18 protein-coding genes are annotated in these 19,206 nt (G+C 70.0%); 16 read left to right on the forward strand and 2 right to left on the reverse strand.

Annotated features, from left to right (window positions below):
- Nucleotides 1-40 precede the first annotated feature (40 nt).
- Both ACY0MJ_RS18760 and hprK read left to right on the forward strand, forming a co-directional pair.
- Nucleotides 41-511 (forward strand): PTS sugar transporter subunit IIA, encoded by a 471-nt coding sequence (locus tag ACY0MJ_RS18760; RefSeq protein ID WP_462640063.1) that lies wholly within the window; start codon nucleotides 41-43, stop codon nucleotides 509-511.
- Between the two features lie 13 nt (nucleotides 512-524).
- A complete protein-coding gene (gene hprK, locus ACY0MJ_RS18765) occupies nucleotides 525-1,475 on the forward strand; it encodes an HPr(Ser) kinase/phosphatase (protein WP_462640064.1) in 951 nt (316 codons plus the stop codon).
- Between the two features lie 132 nt (nucleotides 1,476-1,607).
- On the opposite strand, the gene fur is transcribed toward hprK, so the two are convergent.
- Nucleotides 1,608-2,039, reverse strand: a complete 432-nt coding sequence (fur, locus tag ACY0MJ_RS18770) for a ferric iron uptake transcriptional regulator (RefSeq protein WP_462640065.1) — start codon at nucleotides 2,037-2,039, stop codon at nucleotides 1,608-1,610.
- A 53-nt stretch (nucleotides 2,040-2,092) separates the two neighbouring features.
- On the opposite strand from fur, the gene ACY0MJ_RS18775 reads away from it, so the two are divergent.
- The 14 genes from ACY0MJ_RS18775 (at nucleotide 2,093) to gshB (ending at nucleotide 18,446) form a co-directional block, all read left to right on the forward strand.
- Nucleotides 2,093-2,644: an outer membrane protein assembly factor BamE gene (locus tag ACY0MJ_RS18775; protein WP_462640066.1), complete on the forward strand. Its 552-nt coding sequence runs from the start codon at nucleotides 2,093-2,095 to the stop codon at nucleotides 2,642-2,644.
- 7 nt (nucleotides 2,645-2,651) lie between these two features.
- Nucleotides 2,652-3,527, forward strand: a complete 876-nt coding sequence (gene dapB, locus ACY0MJ_RS18780) for a 4-hydroxy-tetrahydrodipicolinate reductase (RefSeq protein WP_462640067.1) — start codon at nucleotides 2,652-2,654, stop codon at nucleotides 3,525-3,527.
- An 11-nt stretch (nucleotides 3,528-3,538) separates the two neighbouring features.
- Complete coding sequence (locus ACY0MJ_RS18785) at nucleotides 3,539-4,195, forward strand: MotA/TolQ/ExbB proton channel family protein (protein ID WP_462640068.1); 657 nt, start codon at nucleotides 3,539-3,541, stop codon at nucleotides 4,193-4,195.
- A 4-nt stretch (nucleotides 4,196-4,199) separates the two neighbouring features.
- A complete protein-coding gene (locus ACY0MJ_RS18790) occupies nucleotides 4,200-4,616 on the forward strand; it encodes an ExbD/TolR family protein (protein WP_462640069.1) in 417 nt (138 codons plus the stop codon).
- A gap of 153 nt (nucleotides 4,617-4,769) precedes the next feature.
- Nucleotides 4,770-7,385, forward strand: a complete 2,616-nt coding sequence (leuS, locus tag ACY0MJ_RS18795; RefSeq protein WP_462640070.1) for a leucine--tRNA ligase — start codon at nucleotides 4,770-4,772, stop codon at nucleotides 7,383-7,385.
- Nucleotides 7,382-7,927 (forward strand): LPS-assembly lipoprotein LptE, encoded by a 546-nt coding sequence (locus tag ACY0MJ_RS18800; RefSeq protein ID WP_462640071.1) that lies wholly within the window; start codon nucleotides 7,382-7,384, stop codon nucleotides 7,925-7,927. The genes leuS and ACY0MJ_RS18800 overlap by 4 nt, the downstream gene beginning before the upstream one ends.
- A gap of 114 nt (nucleotides 7,928-8,041) precedes the next feature.
- Nucleotides 8,042-9,292 (forward strand): ornithine--oxo-acid transaminase, encoded by a 1,251-nt coding sequence (gene rocD, locus ACY0MJ_RS18805; protein ID WP_462640072.1) that lies wholly within the window; start codon nucleotides 8,042-8,044, stop codon nucleotides 9,290-9,292.
- 148 nt (nucleotides 9,293-9,440) lie between these two features.
- Nucleotides 9,441-10,526, forward strand: a complete 1,086-nt coding sequence (gene holA / locus ACY0MJ_RS18810; RefSeq protein ID WP_462640073.1) for a DNA polymerase III subunit delta — start codon at nucleotides 9,441-9,443, stop codon at nucleotides 10,524-10,526.
- Nucleotides 10,527-10,533: 7 nt separating this feature from the next.
- Nucleotides 10,534-11,814: a glutamate-5-semialdehyde dehydrogenase gene (locus ACY0MJ_RS18815; protein ID WP_462640074.1), complete on the forward strand. Its 1,281-nt coding sequence runs from the start codon at nucleotides 10,534-10,536 to the stop codon at nucleotides 11,812-11,814.
- A gap of 31 nt (nucleotides 11,815-11,845) precedes the next feature.
- On the forward strand, nucleotides 11,846-13,138 hold the full coding sequence (gene gshA, locus ACY0MJ_RS18820; protein WP_462640075.1) for a glutamate--cysteine ligase: 1,293 nt from the start codon (nucleotides 11,846-11,848) through the stop codon (nucleotides 13,136-13,138).
- 69 nt (nucleotides 13,139-13,207) lie between these two features.
- On the forward strand, nucleotides 13,208-15,076 hold the full coding sequence (locus tag ACY0MJ_RS18825; protein WP_462640076.1) for a potassium transporter Kup: 1,869 nt from the start codon (nucleotides 13,208-13,210) through the stop codon (nucleotides 15,074-15,076).
- A 4-nt stretch (nucleotides 15,077-15,080) separates the two neighbouring features.
- Nucleotides 15,081-15,923 (forward strand): SDR family NAD(P)-dependent oxidoreductase, encoded by an 843-nt coding sequence (locus tag ACY0MJ_RS18830; RefSeq protein ID WP_462640077.1) that lies wholly within the window; start codon nucleotides 15,081-15,083, stop codon nucleotides 15,921-15,923.
- A gap of 8 nt (nucleotides 15,924-15,931) precedes the next feature.
- Nucleotides 15,932-17,398: a flavin-containing monooxygenase gene (locus ACY0MJ_RS18835; RefSeq protein ID WP_462640078.1), complete on the forward strand. Its 1,467-nt coding sequence runs from the start codon at nucleotides 15,932-15,934 to the stop codon at nucleotides 17,396-17,398.
- 85 nt (nucleotides 17,399-17,483) lie between these two features.
- Complete coding sequence (gene gshB, locus ACY0MJ_RS18840; protein WP_462640079.1) at nucleotides 17,484-18,446, forward strand: glutathione synthase; 963 nt, start codon at nucleotides 17,484-17,486, stop codon at nucleotides 18,444-18,446.
- Here gshB and ACY0MJ_RS18845 read toward each other — a convergent pair.
- Complete coding sequence (locus ACY0MJ_RS18845; protein WP_462640080.1) at nucleotides 18,443-19,204, reverse strand: class II glutamine amidotransferase; 762 nt, start codon at nucleotides 19,202-19,204, stop codon at nucleotides 18,443-18,445. The genes gshB and ACY0MJ_RS18845 overlap by 4 nt on opposite strands.
- Nucleotides 19,205-19,206: the final 2 nt, after the last annotated feature.

Below are 19,206 nucleotides of genomic sequence, written 5' to 3' on the forward strand. Positions count from 1 at the left end.
GCGGTGCAACCCGGGGCGTGCATAATCCGGCCCACTCACCATGAACCGCCTTGCGTCCATCCTGCCGCCCGCCCAGGTCCTGGTCGGCGTCGACGCCACCAGCAAGAAGCGCGCTTTCGAGGAAGCCGGGCTGCTCTTCGAGAACCTGCACGGCCTGTCGCGCGCGCTGATCACCGACAGCCTGTTCGCCCGCGAGCGGCTGGGCTCGACGGGGCTGGGCCATGGCGTGGCCATCCCGCACGGCCGCATCAAGGGCCTGAAGGCGCCGATGGCGGCGCTGTTCCAGCTGGCCAGCCCGATCGGCTTCGACGCGCCCGACGAACAGCCGGTCAACCTGCTGATCTTCCTGCTGGTGCCGGAAGCGGCCACCCAGAAGCACCTGGAGATCCTCTCCGAGATCGCCGAGCTGCTGAGCGACGCGCCCCTGCGCGAGAAGATCAAGGCGAGTCCCGACGCCGCCCAGCTCCACCAGCTCATCGCCGGCTGGCAGTCCGCCCAGCCGCAGTCCTGAGGCCCCCGCGCGCTTGAAGCCCACCGTCGTCAGCGCCGACGTCCTGTTCGAAGACCACCGCGCCACGCTCAAGTGGGAATGGGTGGCCGGGCTCGGCGCCTCCGAGCGGCGCTTCGACGAGGTGGCGGTGCGCGCCGCCCGCTCCGGCGCCGACCTCGTCGGCTACCTGAACTACATCCATCCCTACCGCGTGCAGATCCTGGGCGCCCGCGAGGTTGCCTACCTGACCAACGCCACGCAGGAGGACTGCGCGCGCCGCATCGCCCGCATCGTGACGCTGGAGCCGCCGGTGCTGGTATTGACCGACAGCCAGGTGGCGCCGGACGCGCTGCTGTCGATGTGCGAGCGGGCGCAGATCCCGATGTTCGCCACGCACGAGCCCTCGGCCTTCGTGATCGACGTGCTGCGCGCCTACCTGTCCAAGCACTTCGCCGAGCGCACGTCCATGCACGGCGTGTTCCTGGACATCCTGGGCCTGGGCGTGCTGATCACGGGCGAGTCGGGCCTGGGCAAGAGCGAGCTGGGGCTGGAGCTGGTCACGCGCGGCAACGGCCTGGTCGCCGACGACGCGGTGGACCTGTACCGCGTCAACCAGACCACCATCGAGGGCCGCTGCCCCGAGCTGCTGCAGAACCTGCTGGAGGTGCGCGGCATCGGGCTGCTGGACATCCGCGCGATCTTCGGCGAGACGGCGGTGCGGAGGAAGATGCGCCTGCGCCTGATCGTTCACCTGGTGCGGCGCGAGACCATGGAGCGCGAGTACGAACGCCTGCCCTACGAGCCGCTCACGCAGGACGTGCTGGGCGTGCCGGTGCGCAAGGCGGTGATCCCGGTGGTCGCAGGTCGCAACATGGCCGTGCTGGTGGAAGCGGCCGTGCGCAACACGATCCTGCAGCTGCGGGGCGTGGACACCTACCAGGAATTCGTCGAGCGGCACCGCCGCGCGATGGAGAAGGGGTCCTGAGCCGGATTCAGGACTTCCGGACGCAAAAGTCGCAAAAGCAGAACAGCCAAGGTCGCAAAAGACTTTAAAGGTTTCTTTTGCGACCTTTGCGCAACCTTTGCGACCTTTGCGTCCGGCTGTCCGCTTTCCTTGCTACCTCGGCGGCCGGTTCGGGCAGTTGGCCTTGGTGCAGCGCGCGTACAGGCTCAGCGCGTGGTCGGCGATGTCGAAGCCCTTGAGCTTGGCGACGGCGTGCTGGCGCTTCTCGATCTCGGCGTCGTAGAACTCCTCGACGCGGCCGCAGTCGAGGCACACCAGGTGGTCGTGGTGCTGGCCCTCGTTCAGCTCGTACACGGCCTTGCCGCTCTCGAAGTGGCTGCGGCTCAGGATGCCCGCCTGCTCGAACTGCGTCAGCACGCGGTACACGGTCGCCAGGCCGATGTCCGAGCGCTCCTCCAGGAGCACGCGGAACACGTCCTCCGCCGTCATGTGGCGCTGGTTGCCCTTCTGGAACACGTCGAGGATCTTCAGGCGCGGCAGCGTCGCCTTGAGTCCGGTGCTCTTGAGTTCGTCGATGTTGGACATGGTGCTGCCGCTACAATGGCCCGATCATATCCCCACCCCCCGCCATCGCTGCCATGCCCCTGCGCCAGACGCGCCTCGTCCTGGCTGCCGCCGCGGCCGTCGTCCTCGCCACGGGATGCGGCTCCCTGGACGGCGCCGGCCGCCGCCTCGCCAATGCCGTCACCCCCTACAAGGTGGAAGTCGTGCAGGGCAACTTCATCTCGAAGGAACAGGTGGACGCCTTGCAGAAGGGGATGGCCCGCGAGCAGGTGCGCCAGGTGCTGGGCACGCCGCTGATCACGGACCTGTTCCACGCCGACCGCTGGGACTACGTGTTCACGCTCAAGCGCCAGGGCGTGGCGCCGCAGAAGCGCCGCCTCACCGTCTTCTTCGCCAACGACGTGCTCGACCGGGTCGAGGGCGACCCCATGCCCAGCGAGTCCGAGTTCGTCACGACGCTGGAAACGAAGCGCAAGACCGGCAAGGTGCCGCGCCTGGAGGCAACCGAGGAGGAGCTGCGCGCCTTCCAGGGCCGCAGCCAGGCGGCGGCCGAGCCGCAGCCGGCGCAGCCTCCCGCGCCGGCCGCTCCCGTCAACTATCCGCCGCTCGAGCCGGCGTCGCGCTGAGGACGCCATGGGCAAGGGCACGCAGGCATTGAGGAACGTGGCGGTCGCCGGCGCGGTGCAGCCGCCCCCGGCCCACAGCACGCGGCATGCGGTCGCGGTGGCGGGCGCCTCCGGGCGCATGGGCCACATGCTGATCGAGGCCATCCAGGGCTCGGACGACTGCATCCTGGCCGGCGCGCTGGACGTCGCCTCCAGCCCCGCGATCGGCAACGACGCCGCGGCCTTCCTGGGCCATGCCAGCGGCATCCCGGTCACGGCCGACATCGCCGCCGGCCTGGACCACGCCCAGGTGCTGATCGACTTCACCCGTCCCGAGGGCACGCTGGCGCACCTGAAGGTCTGCCGCGAGCGCGGCGTCAAGGCCGTGATCGGCACCACCGGCTTCAGCGAGGCGCAGAAGCGCGAGATCGCCGACGCCGCGCGCGACATCGCCATCATGCTGTCGCCCAACATGAGCGTGGGCGTCAACGTCACCCTCAAGCTGCTGGAGATGGCCGCCAAGGCGCTTTCCACCGGCTACGACATCGAGATCATCGAGGCGCACCACCGCCACAAGGTGGACGCGCCTTCCGGCACGGCGCTGAAGATGGGCGAGGTGATCGCCCAGGCGCTGGGCCGCGACCTGAAGCAGTGCGGCGTGTTCGCGCGCGAGGGGGTCACGGGCGAGCGCGACCCGTCCACCATCGGCTTCTCGGCCATCCGCGGCGGCGACATCGTCGGCGACCACACGGTGCTGTTCGCCGGCACGGGCGAGCGCATCGAGATCACCCACAAGTCGGCCAGCCGCGCCACCTACGCCCAGGGCAGCCTGCGCGCCGTGCGCTTCCTGGCCGGGCAGGACAAGGGCCTGTTCGACATGTTCGACGTGCTCGGCCTGCGCTGAGGCGCGGATCCATGAGCTTCACCGACCTGTTCCGCCAGGGCGACGCGGTCACCCAGGGCGTCGCGCTCCTGTTGCTGGCCATGTCCGTGGCGAGCTGGGTCGTGATCCTCTGGAAGGCCTGGCTGCTGCGCCGCGCCGGCGCCGACGTCGCGCGCAGCACGGCGGCGTTCTGGCAGGCGGGCTCGGTCGACGAGGCGCGGCAGAAGGTAGCGGCGTTCGACCGCGAATCGCTGGTGCTGCCCCTGATCACCGCGACCGCGGAGCAGCCCGCTGGTTCGCTGGCCGCCGCCGGCGACAAGGCGCAGCAGCTCACCCGGGTGCTGCGCGACGCGCTGCACGGCGTGCTCGACAAGCTGCAGTTCGGCCAGGTGCTGCTGGCCACCGTGGGCTCCACGGCGCCTTTCGTGGGCCTGCTGGGCACGGTCTGGGGCATCTACCACGCGCTGACCGGCATCGCCAACGCCGGCCAGATCACGATCGACAAGGTCTCCGGGCCGGTCGGCGAGGCGCTGATCATGACGGCCGCGGGCCTGGCCGTCGCAATCCCCGCGGTGCTGGGCTACAACGTCTTCGGCCGGCGCATCGGCCGCATCGAAGCCGACCTGGAAGGCTTCGCCCGCGACCTGCGCGAGCTGCTGGCGCACGGCGCCCGCCCGGCGTCCGCCTGAAGCCATGGCCTTCGGCCGGCTGGAACGCACCCCGATCGCTCCGCCGATGAGCGAGATCAACGTCACGCCGATGGTCGACGTGATGCTGGTGCTGGTGGTGATCTTCATCATCACGGCCCCCCTGTTGGCGAGTTCGATCCGCCTGGACCTGCCCAAGGCCGAAGGCACGCAGCCGGCGGAGGCGCCGCGCTTCGTGACCCTGGTCCTGGACCCGGCGGGGCAGGTCTTCCTGAACGACCAGCCCGTGGACAAGGCGAAGCTCGCCGAGCAGCTGGCCGCCACCGCGAAGCAGAACCCCGACACCGAAATCCAGCTGCGCGCCGACCAGGCCGTGCCTTACGGGCGGGTGGTGGAAGTCATGGGGCTGGCGAACAAGGCAGGGCTGTCGAGGATCGGCTTCGTGGCGGAGCCGGCGAAGTAATCGCCGCACATCGCTTCTAGAACGCAGAGGACGCAGAGGTTGCGCAGAGAGCGCAGAGGAATTCCAGGAAATTTCTTTGCGTCCTCTGCGCAACCTCTGCGTCCTCTGCGTTCCCCTGTGGCCTTTCGGCCGCGGCCCTACAATTTCCGGATCATGGAAGACAAGTACAACCACCTGGCCGTCGAGAAGGCGGCCCAGGCCGAATGGACCGCGCGGGACGTCTATCGCGTGACGGAGGAGGCCGGGCGCAAGAAGTTCTATGCCTGCTCCATGCTGCCCTATCCCTCGGGCAAGCTGCACATGGGCCACGTGCGCAACTACACGATCAACGACATGTTGACGCGCTACCTGCGCATGAACGGCTACAACGTGCTGATGCCCATGGGCTGGGACGCCTTCGGCCTGCCGGCGGAGAACGCGGCGCTGAAGAACGGCGTGCCGCCGGCGAAGTGGACGTACGAGAACATCGCGTACATGAAGGGCCAGATGCAGGCCATGGGCCTGGCCATCGACTGGTCGCGCGAGATCGCCACCTGCGACCCCAGCTACTACAAGTGGAACCAGTGGCTGTTCCTCAAGATGCTGGAAAAGGGCATCGCCTACCGCAAGACCCAGGTGGTGAACTGGGACCCGGTGGACCAGACGGTGCTCGCCAACGAGCAGGTGATCGACGGCAAGGGCTGGCGCACCGGCGCCGTGGTGGAAAAGCGCGAGATTCCCGGCTACTACCTGAAGATCACCGACTATGCGCAGGAACTCCTGCGCTTCGTGCAGGAAGACCTGGGCGGCTGGCCCGAGCGCGTGAAGCTGATGCAGGAGAACTGGATCGGCCGCAGCGAGGGCGTGCGCTTCGCCTTCCCGCACGCGATCCGCGGCGACGACGGCCAGCTGATCGGCGACGGCCGCATGTACGTCTTCACGACGCGCGCCGACACGATCATGGGCGTGACCTTCTGCGCCGTCGCGCCGGAGCACCCGCTCGCCACGCACGCCGCGAAGTCCGACCCGAAGCTCGCGGCCTTCATCGAGGAGTGCAAGAAGGGCGGCACCACCGAGGCGGAGCTGGCCCTGAAGGAAAAGGAAGGCATGCCGACCGGCCTGCAGGTCACGCACCCGATCACCGGCGAGCCGGTGGACGTGTGGGTCGGCAACTACGTGCTGATGGGCTACGGCGACGGCGCGGTCATGGGCGTGCCGGGCCACGACGAGCGCGACTTCGCCTTTGCCCTGAAGTACGGCCTGCCCATCGTGCAGGTGGTGCACGTGGATGGCCAGGACTACGACTACCAGCGCTGGCAGGACTGGTACGCCGACAAGGAGCGCGGCGTGACCGTCAACTCCGACATCTTCAGCGGCTTCCCCTACCAGGAGGCGGTGAACGCCGTCGCGCACCACCTGCAACAGAAGGGGCTCGGCGAGAAGAAGACCACCTGGCGCCTGCGCGACTGGGGCATCAGCCGCCAGCGCTACTGGGGCACGCCGATCCCCATCATCCACTGCGACGAGCACGGCGCCGTGCCGGTGCCCGAGAAGGACCTGCCCGTGGTCCTGCCGCAGGACTGCGTGCCCGACGGCAGCGGCAACCCGCTGAACAAGCGCGAGGACTTCCTCGCCTGCCAGTGCCCGGTGTGCGGCAAGCCGGCCCGGCGCGAGACCGACACCATGGACACCTTCGTGGATTCGTCCTGGTACTTCATGCGCTACTGCGACCCGCGCAACGACGAGAAGATGGTCGCGGAGGGCACGCAGTACTGGATGCCGATGGACCAGTACATCGGCGGCATCGAGCACGCGATCCTGCACCTGCTGTACGCGCGCTTCTGGACCAAGGTCATGCGCGACCTGGGGCTGGTGAAGATCGACGAGCCCTTCACGAAGCTGCTGACGCAGGGCATGGTGCTCAACGAGGCCTTCTCGCGCACGACCACCGGCAAGCAGTACTTCTGGGCGCACGAGCTGGACATCGAGCGCGACGAGCACGCCAAGGTGATCTCGGCGAAGTCGAAGGCCGACGGCCAGCCGGTCACCTACGAGGGCTGGACGACCATGTCCAAGTCCAAGAACAACGGCGTGGACCCGCAGGAGCTGATCGAGCGCTACGGCGCCGACACGGCGCGCCTTTACACGATGTTCACGTCGCCGCCGGAAGCCACGCTGGAGTGGAACGACGCCGCGCTGGAAGGCAGCCACCGCTTCCTGCGCCGGGTCTGGAACTTCGGCGCGAAGCTGGGCGCCGGCACGCCCGCGAAGGCGGCGAGCTACGGCAAGGCGGCCCAGGCGCTGCGCCGCGAGATCCACACGGTGCTGCGCCAGGTGGACTACGACTACCAGCGCATGCAGTACAACACCGTCGTCTCCGGTGCGATGAAGATGCTCAATGCGCTGGAGGACTACAAGGCCGATGCCGACGCGGGCGCCGACGCCGCGCTGCGCGAGGGCTTCGGCATCCTGCTGCGCGTGCTGTACCCGGCCACACCGCACCTCACCTGGACGCTGTGGCGCGAGCTGGGCTACGCCGGCACGCAGGGCGAGCTGCTGGACGCCCCCTGGCCGCAGGTGGACGAGGGCGCGCTGGTGCAGGACGAGGTGGAGCTGATGCTGCAGGTGAACGGCAAGCTGCGCGGCGCCATCCTGGTGCCGGCCGGCGCCGACAAGGCGGCGATCGAGAAGATCGCGCTGGCGAGCGAGGCCTTCGCGAAGTTCGCGAACGGCGCGCCCGCGAAGAAGGTGGTGGTGGTTCCCGGCCGCCTCGTGAACGTGGTCGTATGAAGCGGCGCTCGTTGTTCGCGCTCGCGCCGGCGGCCCTGCTCGCCGGCTGCGGGTTCCAGCTGCGCAAGGCGCCCGATTTCAGCTTCGAGTCGCTGCTGCTGAATGCGCCGGCCGATTCGCCGCTGGCGAAGGAGCTGGCGCGCGCGCTCACGGCCAGCGGCAAGGTGCAGGTGCTGCGCACGCCCGCGCCGGCCAGCCCCACGGGCGGCGCGGCGACGCCGCCGCCGGCGGTGCCGCCCGTGCGCGGCGGCCGCGTCGTGTTCGACCTGCTGCAGGAGCAGCGCGAGAAGGTGGTCGTCGGCCTGAACGCCAGCGGGCAGGTGCGCGAATTCCAGCTGCGGCTGCGCGTGCGCTTCCGCGCCCGCAGCGCCGGCGGCCAGGAGCTGGTGCCGGAGACCGAGCTCACGCAGCACCGCGACATGAGCTTCAACGAGCAGGCCGTGCTCGCGAAGGAGGCCGAGGCCTCGCTGCTGTACCGCGACATGCAGGACGACATCGTGCAGCAGCTCATGCGCCGGCTTTCCGCCCTGCACCCGGTGTAAGACGCACCGCAGGCGGGCGTCCTCGCCGGGCCTGCACCGCGCCGCACAGGCGTCCTACAGCGCCGTGCGCCGCCGGATGGGAACCTTGCCTCCTGGCAGCACAGGAGCCTTCGCATGGACGCCACCGGAACCTCCGCCACCCAGGCCTTCATCGCCCGCGAGGCGCGCTACGGCGCGCGCAACTACGCGCCGGTGCCGGTGGTCGTGGACCACGCCCGCGACTGCCTGGTGTGGGACGTGGAGGGCCGCGAGTACATCGACATGATGAGCGCGTACTCCTCGGTGAGCCACGGGCATTTGCATCCGCGCATCGTGGCGGCGGCCCAGCGCCAGATGGAGAAGGTGGCGGTGATGTCCCGCGCCTACTACGGCACCACGCTGGGCCCGCTGCTGGAGAAACTGAGCCAGCTCACCGGCTTCGAGCGCGCGCTGCCCATGAACACCGGGGCCGAGGCGGTGGAGACGGCGATCAAGTGCGCGCGCCGCTGGGGCCACCGCGTCAAGGGCATCCCGGACGGGCAGCAGCGCATCCTGGTCGCCCGCGGCAACTTCCACGGCCGCACCAGCACGATCATCGGCTTCTCCAGCGAGGAGGAGTACCGCGAGGGCTTCGGCCCCTTCGACGGGGGCTTCCAGCACTTCGACTACGGCGACATGGCGAGCCTGGAGGCCGCGGCCAGCGAGCACACCTGCGCCGTGCTGATCGAGCCGATCCAGGGCGAGGCGGGCATCCGCCTGCCCCCCGCCGGCTTCTTCCGGGAACTGCGGGCCTGGTGCGACGCGCACCGCGTCCTGCTGATCGACGACGAGGTGCAGGCCGGCCTGGGCCGCACGGGCACCTGGTTCGCGTTCGAGCAGGAGGGGATCCGGCCCGACGGCCTGATCCTGGGCAAGGCGCTGGGCGGCGGCCTGCTGCCGGTGAGCGCCTTCTGCGCCGACGAGGCGGTGATGCAGGTGTTCATCCCGAACAGCCACGGCTCCACCTTCGGCGGCAACGCGCTCGCCGCGGCCGTGGCGCTGGAAGGGCTGAAGGTGCTGGAGGAGGAAGGCCTGGTGGCGCACTGCGCCGAGAAGGGCGCCTACCTGCTGCGCCGCCTGCGCGAAGTGCAGGCCGAACTGGCGCCGCTGATCCGCGACGTGCGCGGCCGCGGGCTCTGGATCGGCGTGGACATCGAGCCTTCCTGCACCACGGCCCGCGACCTGGTGGAGCGGCTGGCGGCCGAGGGCGTGCTGTCGAAGGAAACGCACGACACCGTGATCCGCTTCGCGCCGCCGCTGACGATCACCTACGAGCTGATGGACCGGGCGGTGGACGCCTTCCACCGCGTGGCGCGCCAGCGGCATCGGGAGCTGGGATTGGCGTGACGGTGGGGTTCGCTGCGCTCACCGTCCGCCGGCCTGCGGCCGTCGCCACCCTACGCAACGACGCACTCCCATGTAGGGTGGCGCGGCCGCGGCCGCGGCAGGTGAGCGGAGCGAACCCCACCGAAGGGCGCCCGCTAAACTCGCGCCCATGCAGCTCGCTGCCGCCCAACTGACCCCGCACCTCCAACGCGGCCTGCGACCCCTCTACACCTTGCACGGCGACGAGCCGCTGCTGGTGCAGGAGGCTGCGGACGCGATCCGCGCGGCGGCGCGGGCGCAGGGCTACACCGAGCGCAGCGTCCACACGGTCGCGGGCGCCCACTTCGACTGGAGCGCCGTGCTGGCGGCGGGCGGGTCGCTGAGCCTGTTCGCCGACCGGCAGATCGTCGAGATCCGCATCCCCTCGGGCAAGCCGGGCAAGGACGGCAGCGCCGCCCTGCAGCAGGTGGCCGAGGGCGCCGCCGGCAACGACAGCACGCTGACCCTGGTGCTGCTGCCCCGGCTGGATTTCGCGACGAAGAAGTCCGCCTGGTTCGCCGCCCTGGAAGGCGCCGGCGTCGCCATCGAGGTCCAGCCGGTGGAGCGCAACGCGCTGCCGCAGTGGATTTCGCAGCGGCTCGCGCAGCAGGGCCAGAAGGTCGCCGCCGGCGAGGAGGGCCAGCGCACGCTGCAGTTCTTCGCCGACCGCGTGGAGGGCAACCTGCTGGCCGCGCACCAGGAGATCCAGAAGCTCGCGCTGCTGCACCCGCCGGGCGAGCTGCGCTTCGAGCAGGTGGAAAGCGCCGTGCTGAACGTCGCCCGCTACGACGTCTTCAAGCTGTCCGAGGCGGTGCTGGCCGGCCAGGTGGCGCGGGTGCAGCGCATGCTGGACGGCCTGCAGGCGGAGGGCGAGGCCGAGGTGCTGGTGCACTACACGCTGGCCGAGGACATCCGCGCGCTCAAGCGAGTGAAGGACGCGCTGGCGGCCGGCCGGCCGCTGCCGGTCGCGCTGCGCGAGCAGCGGGTCTGGGGCCTCAAGGAAAAGCTGTTCGAGCGGGTGCTGCCGCGCCTGACGCCGATCGTGCTGGACAACCTGCTGCACGGCGCCCACGTGGTCGACGGCATCGTCAAGGGCCTGAAGACCCCCGGCTGGCCGTCCAACGGCTGGCAGGCGCTGCACAAGCTGGCGATGGACCTGTGCCTGGCCGTCGCGCCTGCCCCCACGCCGGGCGCCCCCCACAGGCCGAGGGGATAATCACCCCATGAACGCGCTCAACATCGCCGAACAGATGCACGGCCTGGGCCTGCAGGCCCGGGAGGCGTCCGCGCGCATGGCCTCGGCCTCGGCGGCGCGCAAGGCGGACGCCCTGCGCGCCCTGGCCGGCCTGCTGCGCAGCCAGGCGGAGCCCCTGCAGGCCGAAAACTCCAAGGACATCGCCCGCGCCACCGCCGCCGGCCTGGCCGCGCCCATGGTCGACCGCCTGAAGCTCACGCCGAAGGTGCTGGAGACGCTGGCCCTGGGCTGCGAGCAGCTCGCCGCCATGCCCGACATCGTCGGCGAGGTGATCGGCATGCAGCAGCAGCCCAGCGGCATCCGCGTGGGCCGGATGCGGGTGCCGATCGGCGTGTTCGGCATGATCTTCGAGAGCCGTCCCAACGTGACCATCGAGGCGGCCAGCCTGTCGATCAAGAGCGGCAACGCCTGCATCCTGCGCGGCGGCTCCGAGGCGATCGAATCCAACAAGGCCCTGGCGCGCCTGGTGCAGCAGGCGCTGCAGCAGGCCGGGCTGCCGGCCGAGGCGGTGCAGCTGGTGCAGACCACGGACCGCGAGGCCGTCGGCCACCTGATCGCCATGCCCGAGTACGTGGACGTGATCATCCCGCGCGGCGGCAAGGGCCTGATCGAGCGCATCAGCCGCGAGGCGAAGGTGCCCGTCATCAAGCACCTGGACGGCAACTGCCACACCTACGTCGACGACCCCTGCGACCTCGCGATGGCCGTGCGCGTGACCGACAACGCCAAGACGCAGAAGTACAGCCCCTGCAACGTCACCGAGAGCCTGCTGGTCGCGCGGCCCGTGGCGCGCGAATTCCTGCCGGAGATCGGCGCGATCTTCGCCGCCAAGGGCGTGGAGATGCGCTGCGACCCCGAGTCCCGGGCGATCCTGCAGCAGGTCGCGGGCGCGCAACTGAAGGAAGCGAGCGAACAGGACTGGTCCGAGGAATACCTGGCGCCGATCATCAGCATCAAGGTGGTGGAGGGAATCGACGAGGCGATCGCCCACATCAACCGCTACTCCTCGCACCACACCGACGCCATCCTCACCCGCGACCACGTGCACGCGCAGCGCTTCCTGCGCGAGGTGGACTCGGCCAGCGTCATGGTGAACGCCAGCACGCGCTTCGCCGACGGATTCGAATACGGGCTGGGCGCCGAGATCGGCATCAGCACGGACAAGTTCCACGCCCGCGGCCCCGTGGGCATCGAAGGCCTCACGTCCCTCAAGTGGATCGTGCTGGGCGAAGGCGAAGTGCGGACCTGAGCCGCGTCAACGGCAACAACAAGAGGACCGCATGGTTCCCCATCTCATCACGGCCCTCACGGGCCCGATCAACGAACTCGAGCAACGAATCCTCGAGTCCATGCCGGCCGTGGAGCGCTGGTTCCGGCTGGAGTGGATGGAGCACACGCCGCCCTTCTACTGTTCGGTGGACATCCGCAACGCCGGCTTCAAGCTGGCGCCGGTGGACACCAACCTGTACCCGGGCGGCTGGAACAACCTGACGCCCGAGATGCTGCCGCTGGCCGTGCAGGCGGCGATGGCGGCGGTGGAGAAGATCTGCCCCGAGGCCAAGAACCTGCTCGTGATCCCGGAGAACACGCGCAACAGCTTCTACCTGAGCAACGTGGTGCAGCTGCAGCGGATCTTCCGCATGGCCGGCCTGAACGTGCGCGTCGGCTCGATCGACCCGGCGATCAAGAAGGCCACCACCATCGACCTGCCGCACGGCGAGAGCGTGACGCTGGAGCCGGTGGTGCGCGGCAAGCGCCGCCTCGGCCTGAAGAACTTCGACCCCTGCACCATCCTGCTGAACAACGACCTGACGGCGGGCGCCCCCGGCATCCTGGAGGACCTGCACGAGCAGTACCTGCTGCCGCCGCTGCACGCCGGCTGGTCGGTGCGGCGCAAGAGCCGCCACTTCCAGAGCTACGAGGAGGTGGCCAAGCGCTTCGGCAAGATGCTGGGCATCGATCCCTGGCTGGTGAACCCGCTGTTCAACCGCTGCGGCGAGCTCGACTTCCAGAAGCAGGAAGGCATGGAGTGCCTGCGCACCAACGTCGACGCGCTGCTGGCGAAGATCCGCAAGAAGTACAAGGAATACGGCATCAACGAGAAGCCGTTCGTGGTGGTCAAGGCGGACAACGGCACCTCGGGCATGGGCATCATGACCGTGCGCGACGTGAAGGACCTCGAGGCGCTGCGGCAGCGCCCGAAGAACAAGCCGCCGGTGGTCAAGACCGGGCAGGCCATCACCGACGTGATCATCCAGGAAGGCGTGCTCACCGCCGAGCGGATCAACGAGGCCGTGGCCGAGCCGGTCGTCTACCTGATGGACCGCTACGTGGTGGGCGGCTTCTACCGCATCCACGCCGAGCGCGGCACCGACGAGAACCTGAACGCGCCAGGCGCGAGCTTCGTCCCGCTGGCTTTCGCGGAGAGTACGCGCTTACCTCAACCCGGACAGAAGCCGGGCGCCAGCGCCCCCAACCGCTTCTACATGTACGGCGTGATCGGCCGGCTGGCGACGGTGGCCGCCAGCTACGAGCTGGAAGCCACGGACCCCGAGGCCGAGGTCTACGAGTAGGCTGGCGCACAATACGCCTCCCGAACTGAAGACCCCGCCCGCTCCCTGTCCACGGGACGGGGCCCACCGGTGCAGAACTCGAAATCCTCGCTCGCGGCGCTGACCCTCGGCGCCATCGGTGTCGTCTACGGTGACATAGGCACCAGCGTCCTGTACGCCGTCAAGGAAGTGTTCGGCGGCGGGCACGTGCCGTTCACGATCCCGAACGTCTACGGGATCCTGTCCATCTTCTTCTGGACGCTGACGGTCATCGTCTCGATCAAGTACGTGCTGCTGGTCCTGCGCGCCGACAACAACGGCGAGGGCGGGCTGATCGCCATGCTCGCGCTGGCCTCGCAGGCGGTGAAGGAGAAGCCGCGCCTTCGCCGCGCCCTGCTGGGGGTGGGCATCTTCGGCACCTCGCTCTTCTACGGCGACGGCGTGATCACGCCGGCGATCTCGGTGCTCTCGGCCGTCGAGGGCCTGGAGGTCGTGTCGCCGCGCTTCGCCGACTGGGTGATCCCGCTGACGCTGCTGATCCTGCTGGCGCTTTTCATCGTGCAGAAGCGCGGCACGGGCGGCATCGGCCGCTTCTTCGGCCCGGTCACGCTGGTTTGGTTCGTCACGATCGCCGCCCTGGGCGTGTCGCACATCGTGCGGCACCCCGAGATCCTGAAGGCGCTCAGCCCGCTGTACGCGCTGCGCTTCATGTGGGAGCAGCCCGGCACCAGCTTCATCATCCTGGGTGCCGTGGTGCTGTGCGTCACCGGGGCGGAGGCCCTCTACGCGGACCTGGGGCACTTCGGCAAGAAGCCGATCCGCCTGGCCTGGTTCACCATCGCCATGCCGGCGCTCACGCTCAACTACTTCGGCCAGGGCGCGCTGCTGCTGGCCCGGCCGGAGGCGGTGAAGAACCCCTTCTACATGCTGGCGCCCCCGTGGGCGCTGCTGCCGCTGGTGCTGCTGGCCACCCTGGCGACGGTGATCGCTTCGCAGGCGCTGATCACCGGCGCCTTCAGCGTCACCAAGCAGGTGGTGCAGCTGGGCTACCTGCCGCGCCTGAACATCCAGCACACCAGCGTGCGCGACACCGGCCAGATCTACGTGCCGGCCGTGAACTGGGGGCTGTTCGCCGCGATCGTCCTCGCCGTCGTGATGTTCCGCTCCTCCAGCAACCTGGCCGCGGCCTACGGCATCGCCGTCACGCTGGACATGCTGATCACGACCACGCTCACCTTCTTCGTGATCCGCTTCGGCTGGGGCTACCCGCTGGCGCTGTGCATCGCCGCCACCGGCTGTTTCTTCGTCGTGGACCTCGCCTTCTTCAGCTCCAACCTGCTGAAGCTGGTGGACGGCGGCTGGTTCCCGCTGCTGATCGGCGGCGGCATCTTCACGCTGATGATGACCTGGAAGCAGGGCCGCGCCATCCTCAACGAGAAGCTGCGCACCGACGCGATCGACCTGCGCAGCTTCCTCGCCTCGGTCTTCGAGGCGCCGCCGCTGCGCGTGCCGGGCACGGCCGTGTTCATGACCGCGGAGCCGGGCACGGTGCCCAACGCGATGCTGCACAACCTGAAGCACAACAAGGTGCTGCACGAGCACAACGTGTTCGTCACCGTGCGCAACCACGAGGTGCCCTGGGTCGGGCTGGACAAGCGCGCCGAGATCGAGGCGCTGGGGCACGACTGCTGGCAGGTGACCCTGCACTACGGCTTCAAGAACGACCCCGACGTGCCGCGCGCGCTGGAGCAGATCCGCACCCGCGGCTGCGAGCTGGAGCCCATGACCACCAGCTACTTCCTGTCGCGCGACGTGGTGGTCCCCACCATCGGCGGCGGCATGGCGCGCTGGCGCGAGAAGCTGTTCGCGCAGATGCACCACAACGCCGGCGCGGCGGCGGAGTTCCTCAACCTCCCCAGCAACGCCGTGGTGGAGCTGGGCAGCAAGGTGGAGATCTGAGGCGGTGAAGGAGCTGCGCGGCAAGGTCGCGGCGATCACCGGCGCGGGCTCCGGCATCGGCCGGGCCCTGGCGCTGGAGCTCGCGCGGGCCGGCGCGCGCCTGGCCCTCAGCGACGTGGACCCGGAGGGCCTGGCGCGGACGGCGCAGCTGGTGCAGGCCGAAGGGGCCAGCTGCACGACAGCGCGGGTGGACGTGGCCGACCGGGGCGGCGTCGTCGCCTGGGCGGACGCCTGCCGCGCCGCGCACGGCCAGGTGAACCTCCTCGTCAACAACGCCGGCGTCGCGCTCGCGGCCGCCGCCGAGTCGGTGCGCATCGACGACTTCCACTGGCTGATGGGCATCAACTTCTGGGGCGTGGTGCACGGCACCCAGGCCTTCCTGCCGCACCTGCGCGCGAGCGGCGAGGGCCACGTCGTGAACATGTCCAGCATCTTCGGCATCGTCGCGATGCCGACGCAGTCGGCCTACAACGCCAGCAAGTTCGCCGTGCGGGGCTACACCGAGGCCCTGCGCATGGAGCTGGAACTGGAAGGCGCGCCGGTGGGCGTGACTTGCGTGCATCCCGGAGGCGTGGCAACGAACATCGCCCGCGCCCAGCGGCTGGGTGCGGGCATCCCCGCCCTGATGGGCACCGACGAGGAAGGCTTCCGCCGCCGCTCCGAGCGCCTGATCCAGACCACCACGCCGGAGGCCGCGGCGCGCCGCATCCTCGCGGGCGTGCGGCGCAATGCCCGCCGCCTGCTGGTCGGGCCGGACACCCGGGCGCTGGATATCATGGCGCGGGTGCTCGGCGCCGGCTACCAGCCGCTGCTGGTGCGCCAGGTGCGCCGCCTGCGCACCGCCTGAGGAGGGCCATGTCCACCAGCACGCCCACGGAGTTCGACGTGGTCGTGGTCGGCGCCGGGATCTCCGGCGTGGCCGCGGCCCACTACCTGCGGCGGGAGTGCCCGGACCGCAGATTCGTCGTGCTGGAAGGGCGCGACGCGATCGGCGGCACCTGGGACCTGTTCCGCTATCCCGGCATCCGCTCCGACTCCGACATGTTCACGCTGGGCTTCACCTTCCGGCCCTGGACCAGCGACGCCTTCATCGCCGAGGGCGGCGCCATCCGCGACTACATCCGCGAGACCGCGCGCGAGGAGGGCCTGCTGCCGCGCATCCGCTTCCGCCACCGCGTCACGGCCGCCGACTGGGACACGGCCAGCGCGCGCTGGACGGTGCAGGTGGATGCGGACGGCACGCCGCGGCGCTTCACCTGCCGCTTCCTGTTCTTCTGCAGCGGCTACTACGACTACGGGCGCGGGCACGAGCCCCAGTGGCCCGGGCGCGATGCCTTCGCCGGCCGCATCGTGCACCCGCAGCACTGGCCGGCCGACCTGGACTGCACCGGCAAGCGCGTGGTGGTGATCGGCAGCGGCGCGACGGCGATCACGCTGATCCCCTCGCTCGCGGCGCGGGCGGCGCACGTGACCATGCTGCAGCGCTCGCCGAGCTACATCCTCGCGCTGCCCGGGCGCGACCCGATCGGGCGCGCGCTGCAGAAGCTCCTGCCGCGCCGCGGCGCCTACCGGCTGATCCGCTGGAAGAACATCCTGCTGTCCACGGCCCTGTTCCAGCTCGCCCGCCGCTGGCCGCGCGGGGTGGGACGCTGGCTGGTGGCGCAGGCGCGGGAGCGCAGCGGCCTCGCCGCCGAACACCTGCAACCGCGCTACGCGCCCTGGGACCAGCGCCTGTGCATCGCGCCGGACGCCGACGTGTTCCAGGCCTTCCGGTCCGGCCAAGCCTCCGTGGTCACCGGGGAGATCGCGTCCTTCACGCCGGCGGGCCTGCGGCTCGCCTCCGGCGAGGAGTTGCCGGCCGACATCGTCATCACCGCCACGGGCCTCAGGCTGCAGCTGTTCGGCGGGGCGCGGCTGGCCGTGGACGGCCGCCCCGTGCAGGTGGGCGAGGCGCTCTCGTACAAGGGCATGATGCTGGCCGGCGTGCCCAACCTCGCCCTGGCGATGGGCTACACCAACGCCTCCTGGACGCTCAAGGCGGAGCTGATCGCGCGCCAGGTCTGCCGCATGCTGAACTACATGGCGGCGCACCGCCTCGACGTCTGCGTCCCGGTGCACGGGGGCGACGCCGGGCCGACGCGGCCGGCGCTGGACCTGCAATCGGGCTACATCCAGCGCGCCGCCGGCGAGCTGCCGCGGCAGGGCTCGCGCAAGCCCTGGCGCATCCACCAGAACTACCTGCGCGACCTGTTCACGCTGAAGTGGTCGCCGCTGCGCGACGGCGCCCTGCGCTTCGGGCGGCAGGGCGAGGCGGTGCGCTGAGGGCGGGGCGTCCGGCCCGCTGCCCGGCAGGGCCGGAAGGCGCCGGCGATGCCGGCCCGTCCGACTTGTGCGACAGTTCCGGGCAATGAACATCCTCTTCGTCGCCGACCCCCTGGAAGCCTTCCAGGTCTACAAGGACACGACCTTCTCGATGATGCGCGAGGCGCAGCGGCGCGGCCACCGCGTGGCCGCCTGCGAGCCGCGCCACCTGACCTGGCGCTCCGGCGGCCGGGTGCACGCGCCGGTGCGCGAGATCACGCTCACGGGCGATCCCGAGGCCTGGTTCCGCGTGGACCGCACCGAGGTGCGCGAACTGCGCGCGTTCGACGCCGTGCTGATGCGCAAGGACCCGCCCTTCGACGACGAGTTCTTCTACGCCACGCACCTGCTGGAGCAGGCGCAGCGCGAGGGCGCGAAGGTGTTCAACCGGCCGGCGTCGCTGCGCGACCACCCCGAGAAGCTCGCGATCATGGAGTTCCCGCAGTTCGTGAGCCCGACGCTCGTGACGCGTTCGGCCGACGAGGTGCGGCGCTTCCACGAGGAGCACGGCGAGATCATCCTCAAGCCCCTCGACGGCATGGGGGGCATGGGCATCTTCCGCGTCGGGCCGGAGGGGCTGAACCTCGGCTCCATCATCGAGACGCTCAACCACCACGGCGCCACCACGATCATGGTGCAGCGCTTCGTGCCGGAGATCACCCAGGGCGACAAGCGCGTGCTGGTGATCGGCGGGCGCGTCGTGCCCTTCTGCCTGGCGCGCATCCCGCAGGGCAGCGAGATCCGCGGCAACCTTGCCGCCGGCGGCAAGGGCGTGGCCCAGCCGATCACGGAGCGCGACCGCGAGATCGCCGAGACCATCGGCCCGCTGCTGGCCGGCCGCGGCCTGCTGCTGATCGGCCTGGACGTGATCGGCGACTGCCTCACCGAGATCAACGTCACCAGCCCCACCTGCTTCCAGGAGATCACGCAGCAGACGGGCTTCGACGTCCCGGCGATGTTCCTCGATGCGCTGGAGGAAGCGGTCGACCGGGACCGGACGGTGATCTAGCGGGCCTGCCCGTCCACGAACACCTTCAACTCGCCCGGGGCGAAGGGCGTCCAGGTCTCGTTGACGGTCAGCGGCGCCGTCACCACCACCGCCACCTTGTCGGTCGGCGAGGTGTGCTGGGCGAAGTCGATGCTCAGGTCCTCGTCGGCGAGCTGTGCATGCGTGAACGGATGCCTGCGCTCCACGTACCAGAGGTGGGTGGAGCAGTGCGCCCACAGCGCGTCGCCGTTGGACAGCAGGAAGTTGAAGCGTCCGTGCTTCGCGATGCGCGGCGTGAGCTCGCGCAGCGTCAACGTCAGTTCCTGCACGCTCGGCACGCCCGCGTGCGACTTCGACAGTTCCTGCAGCAGCCAGCAGAAGGCGCGCTCGCTGTCGGTGTTGCCGACCGGGCGGAAGTGCGCGTGCAGGCGCGGATGGAAGTCCTGCAGGTCGCCGTTGTGGGCGAACACCCAGTAGCGCCCCCACAGCTCGCGCACGAAGGGATGGCAGTTCTGCAGCGCGATCTCGCCCTGCGTCGCCTTGCGGATGTGCGCGACGACGTGGCGGCTCTTGATGGGATAGCGGCGGATCAGCTCGGCCACCGGCGACTCGCAGGCCGGCTGGTGGTCCACGAAGTGGCGCAGGCCCTTGCCCTCGAAGAAGGCGATGCCCCAGCCGTCGGCGTGGTGGTCGGTGCGGCCGCCGCGCTGGGCGAAGCCGGCGAAGCTGAACGTCACGTCGGTCGGCGTGTTGCAGTTCATCCCCAGCAACTGGCACATGA

The sequence above is a fragment of the Ramlibacter sp. bp-362 genome, from assembly GCF_054956735.1.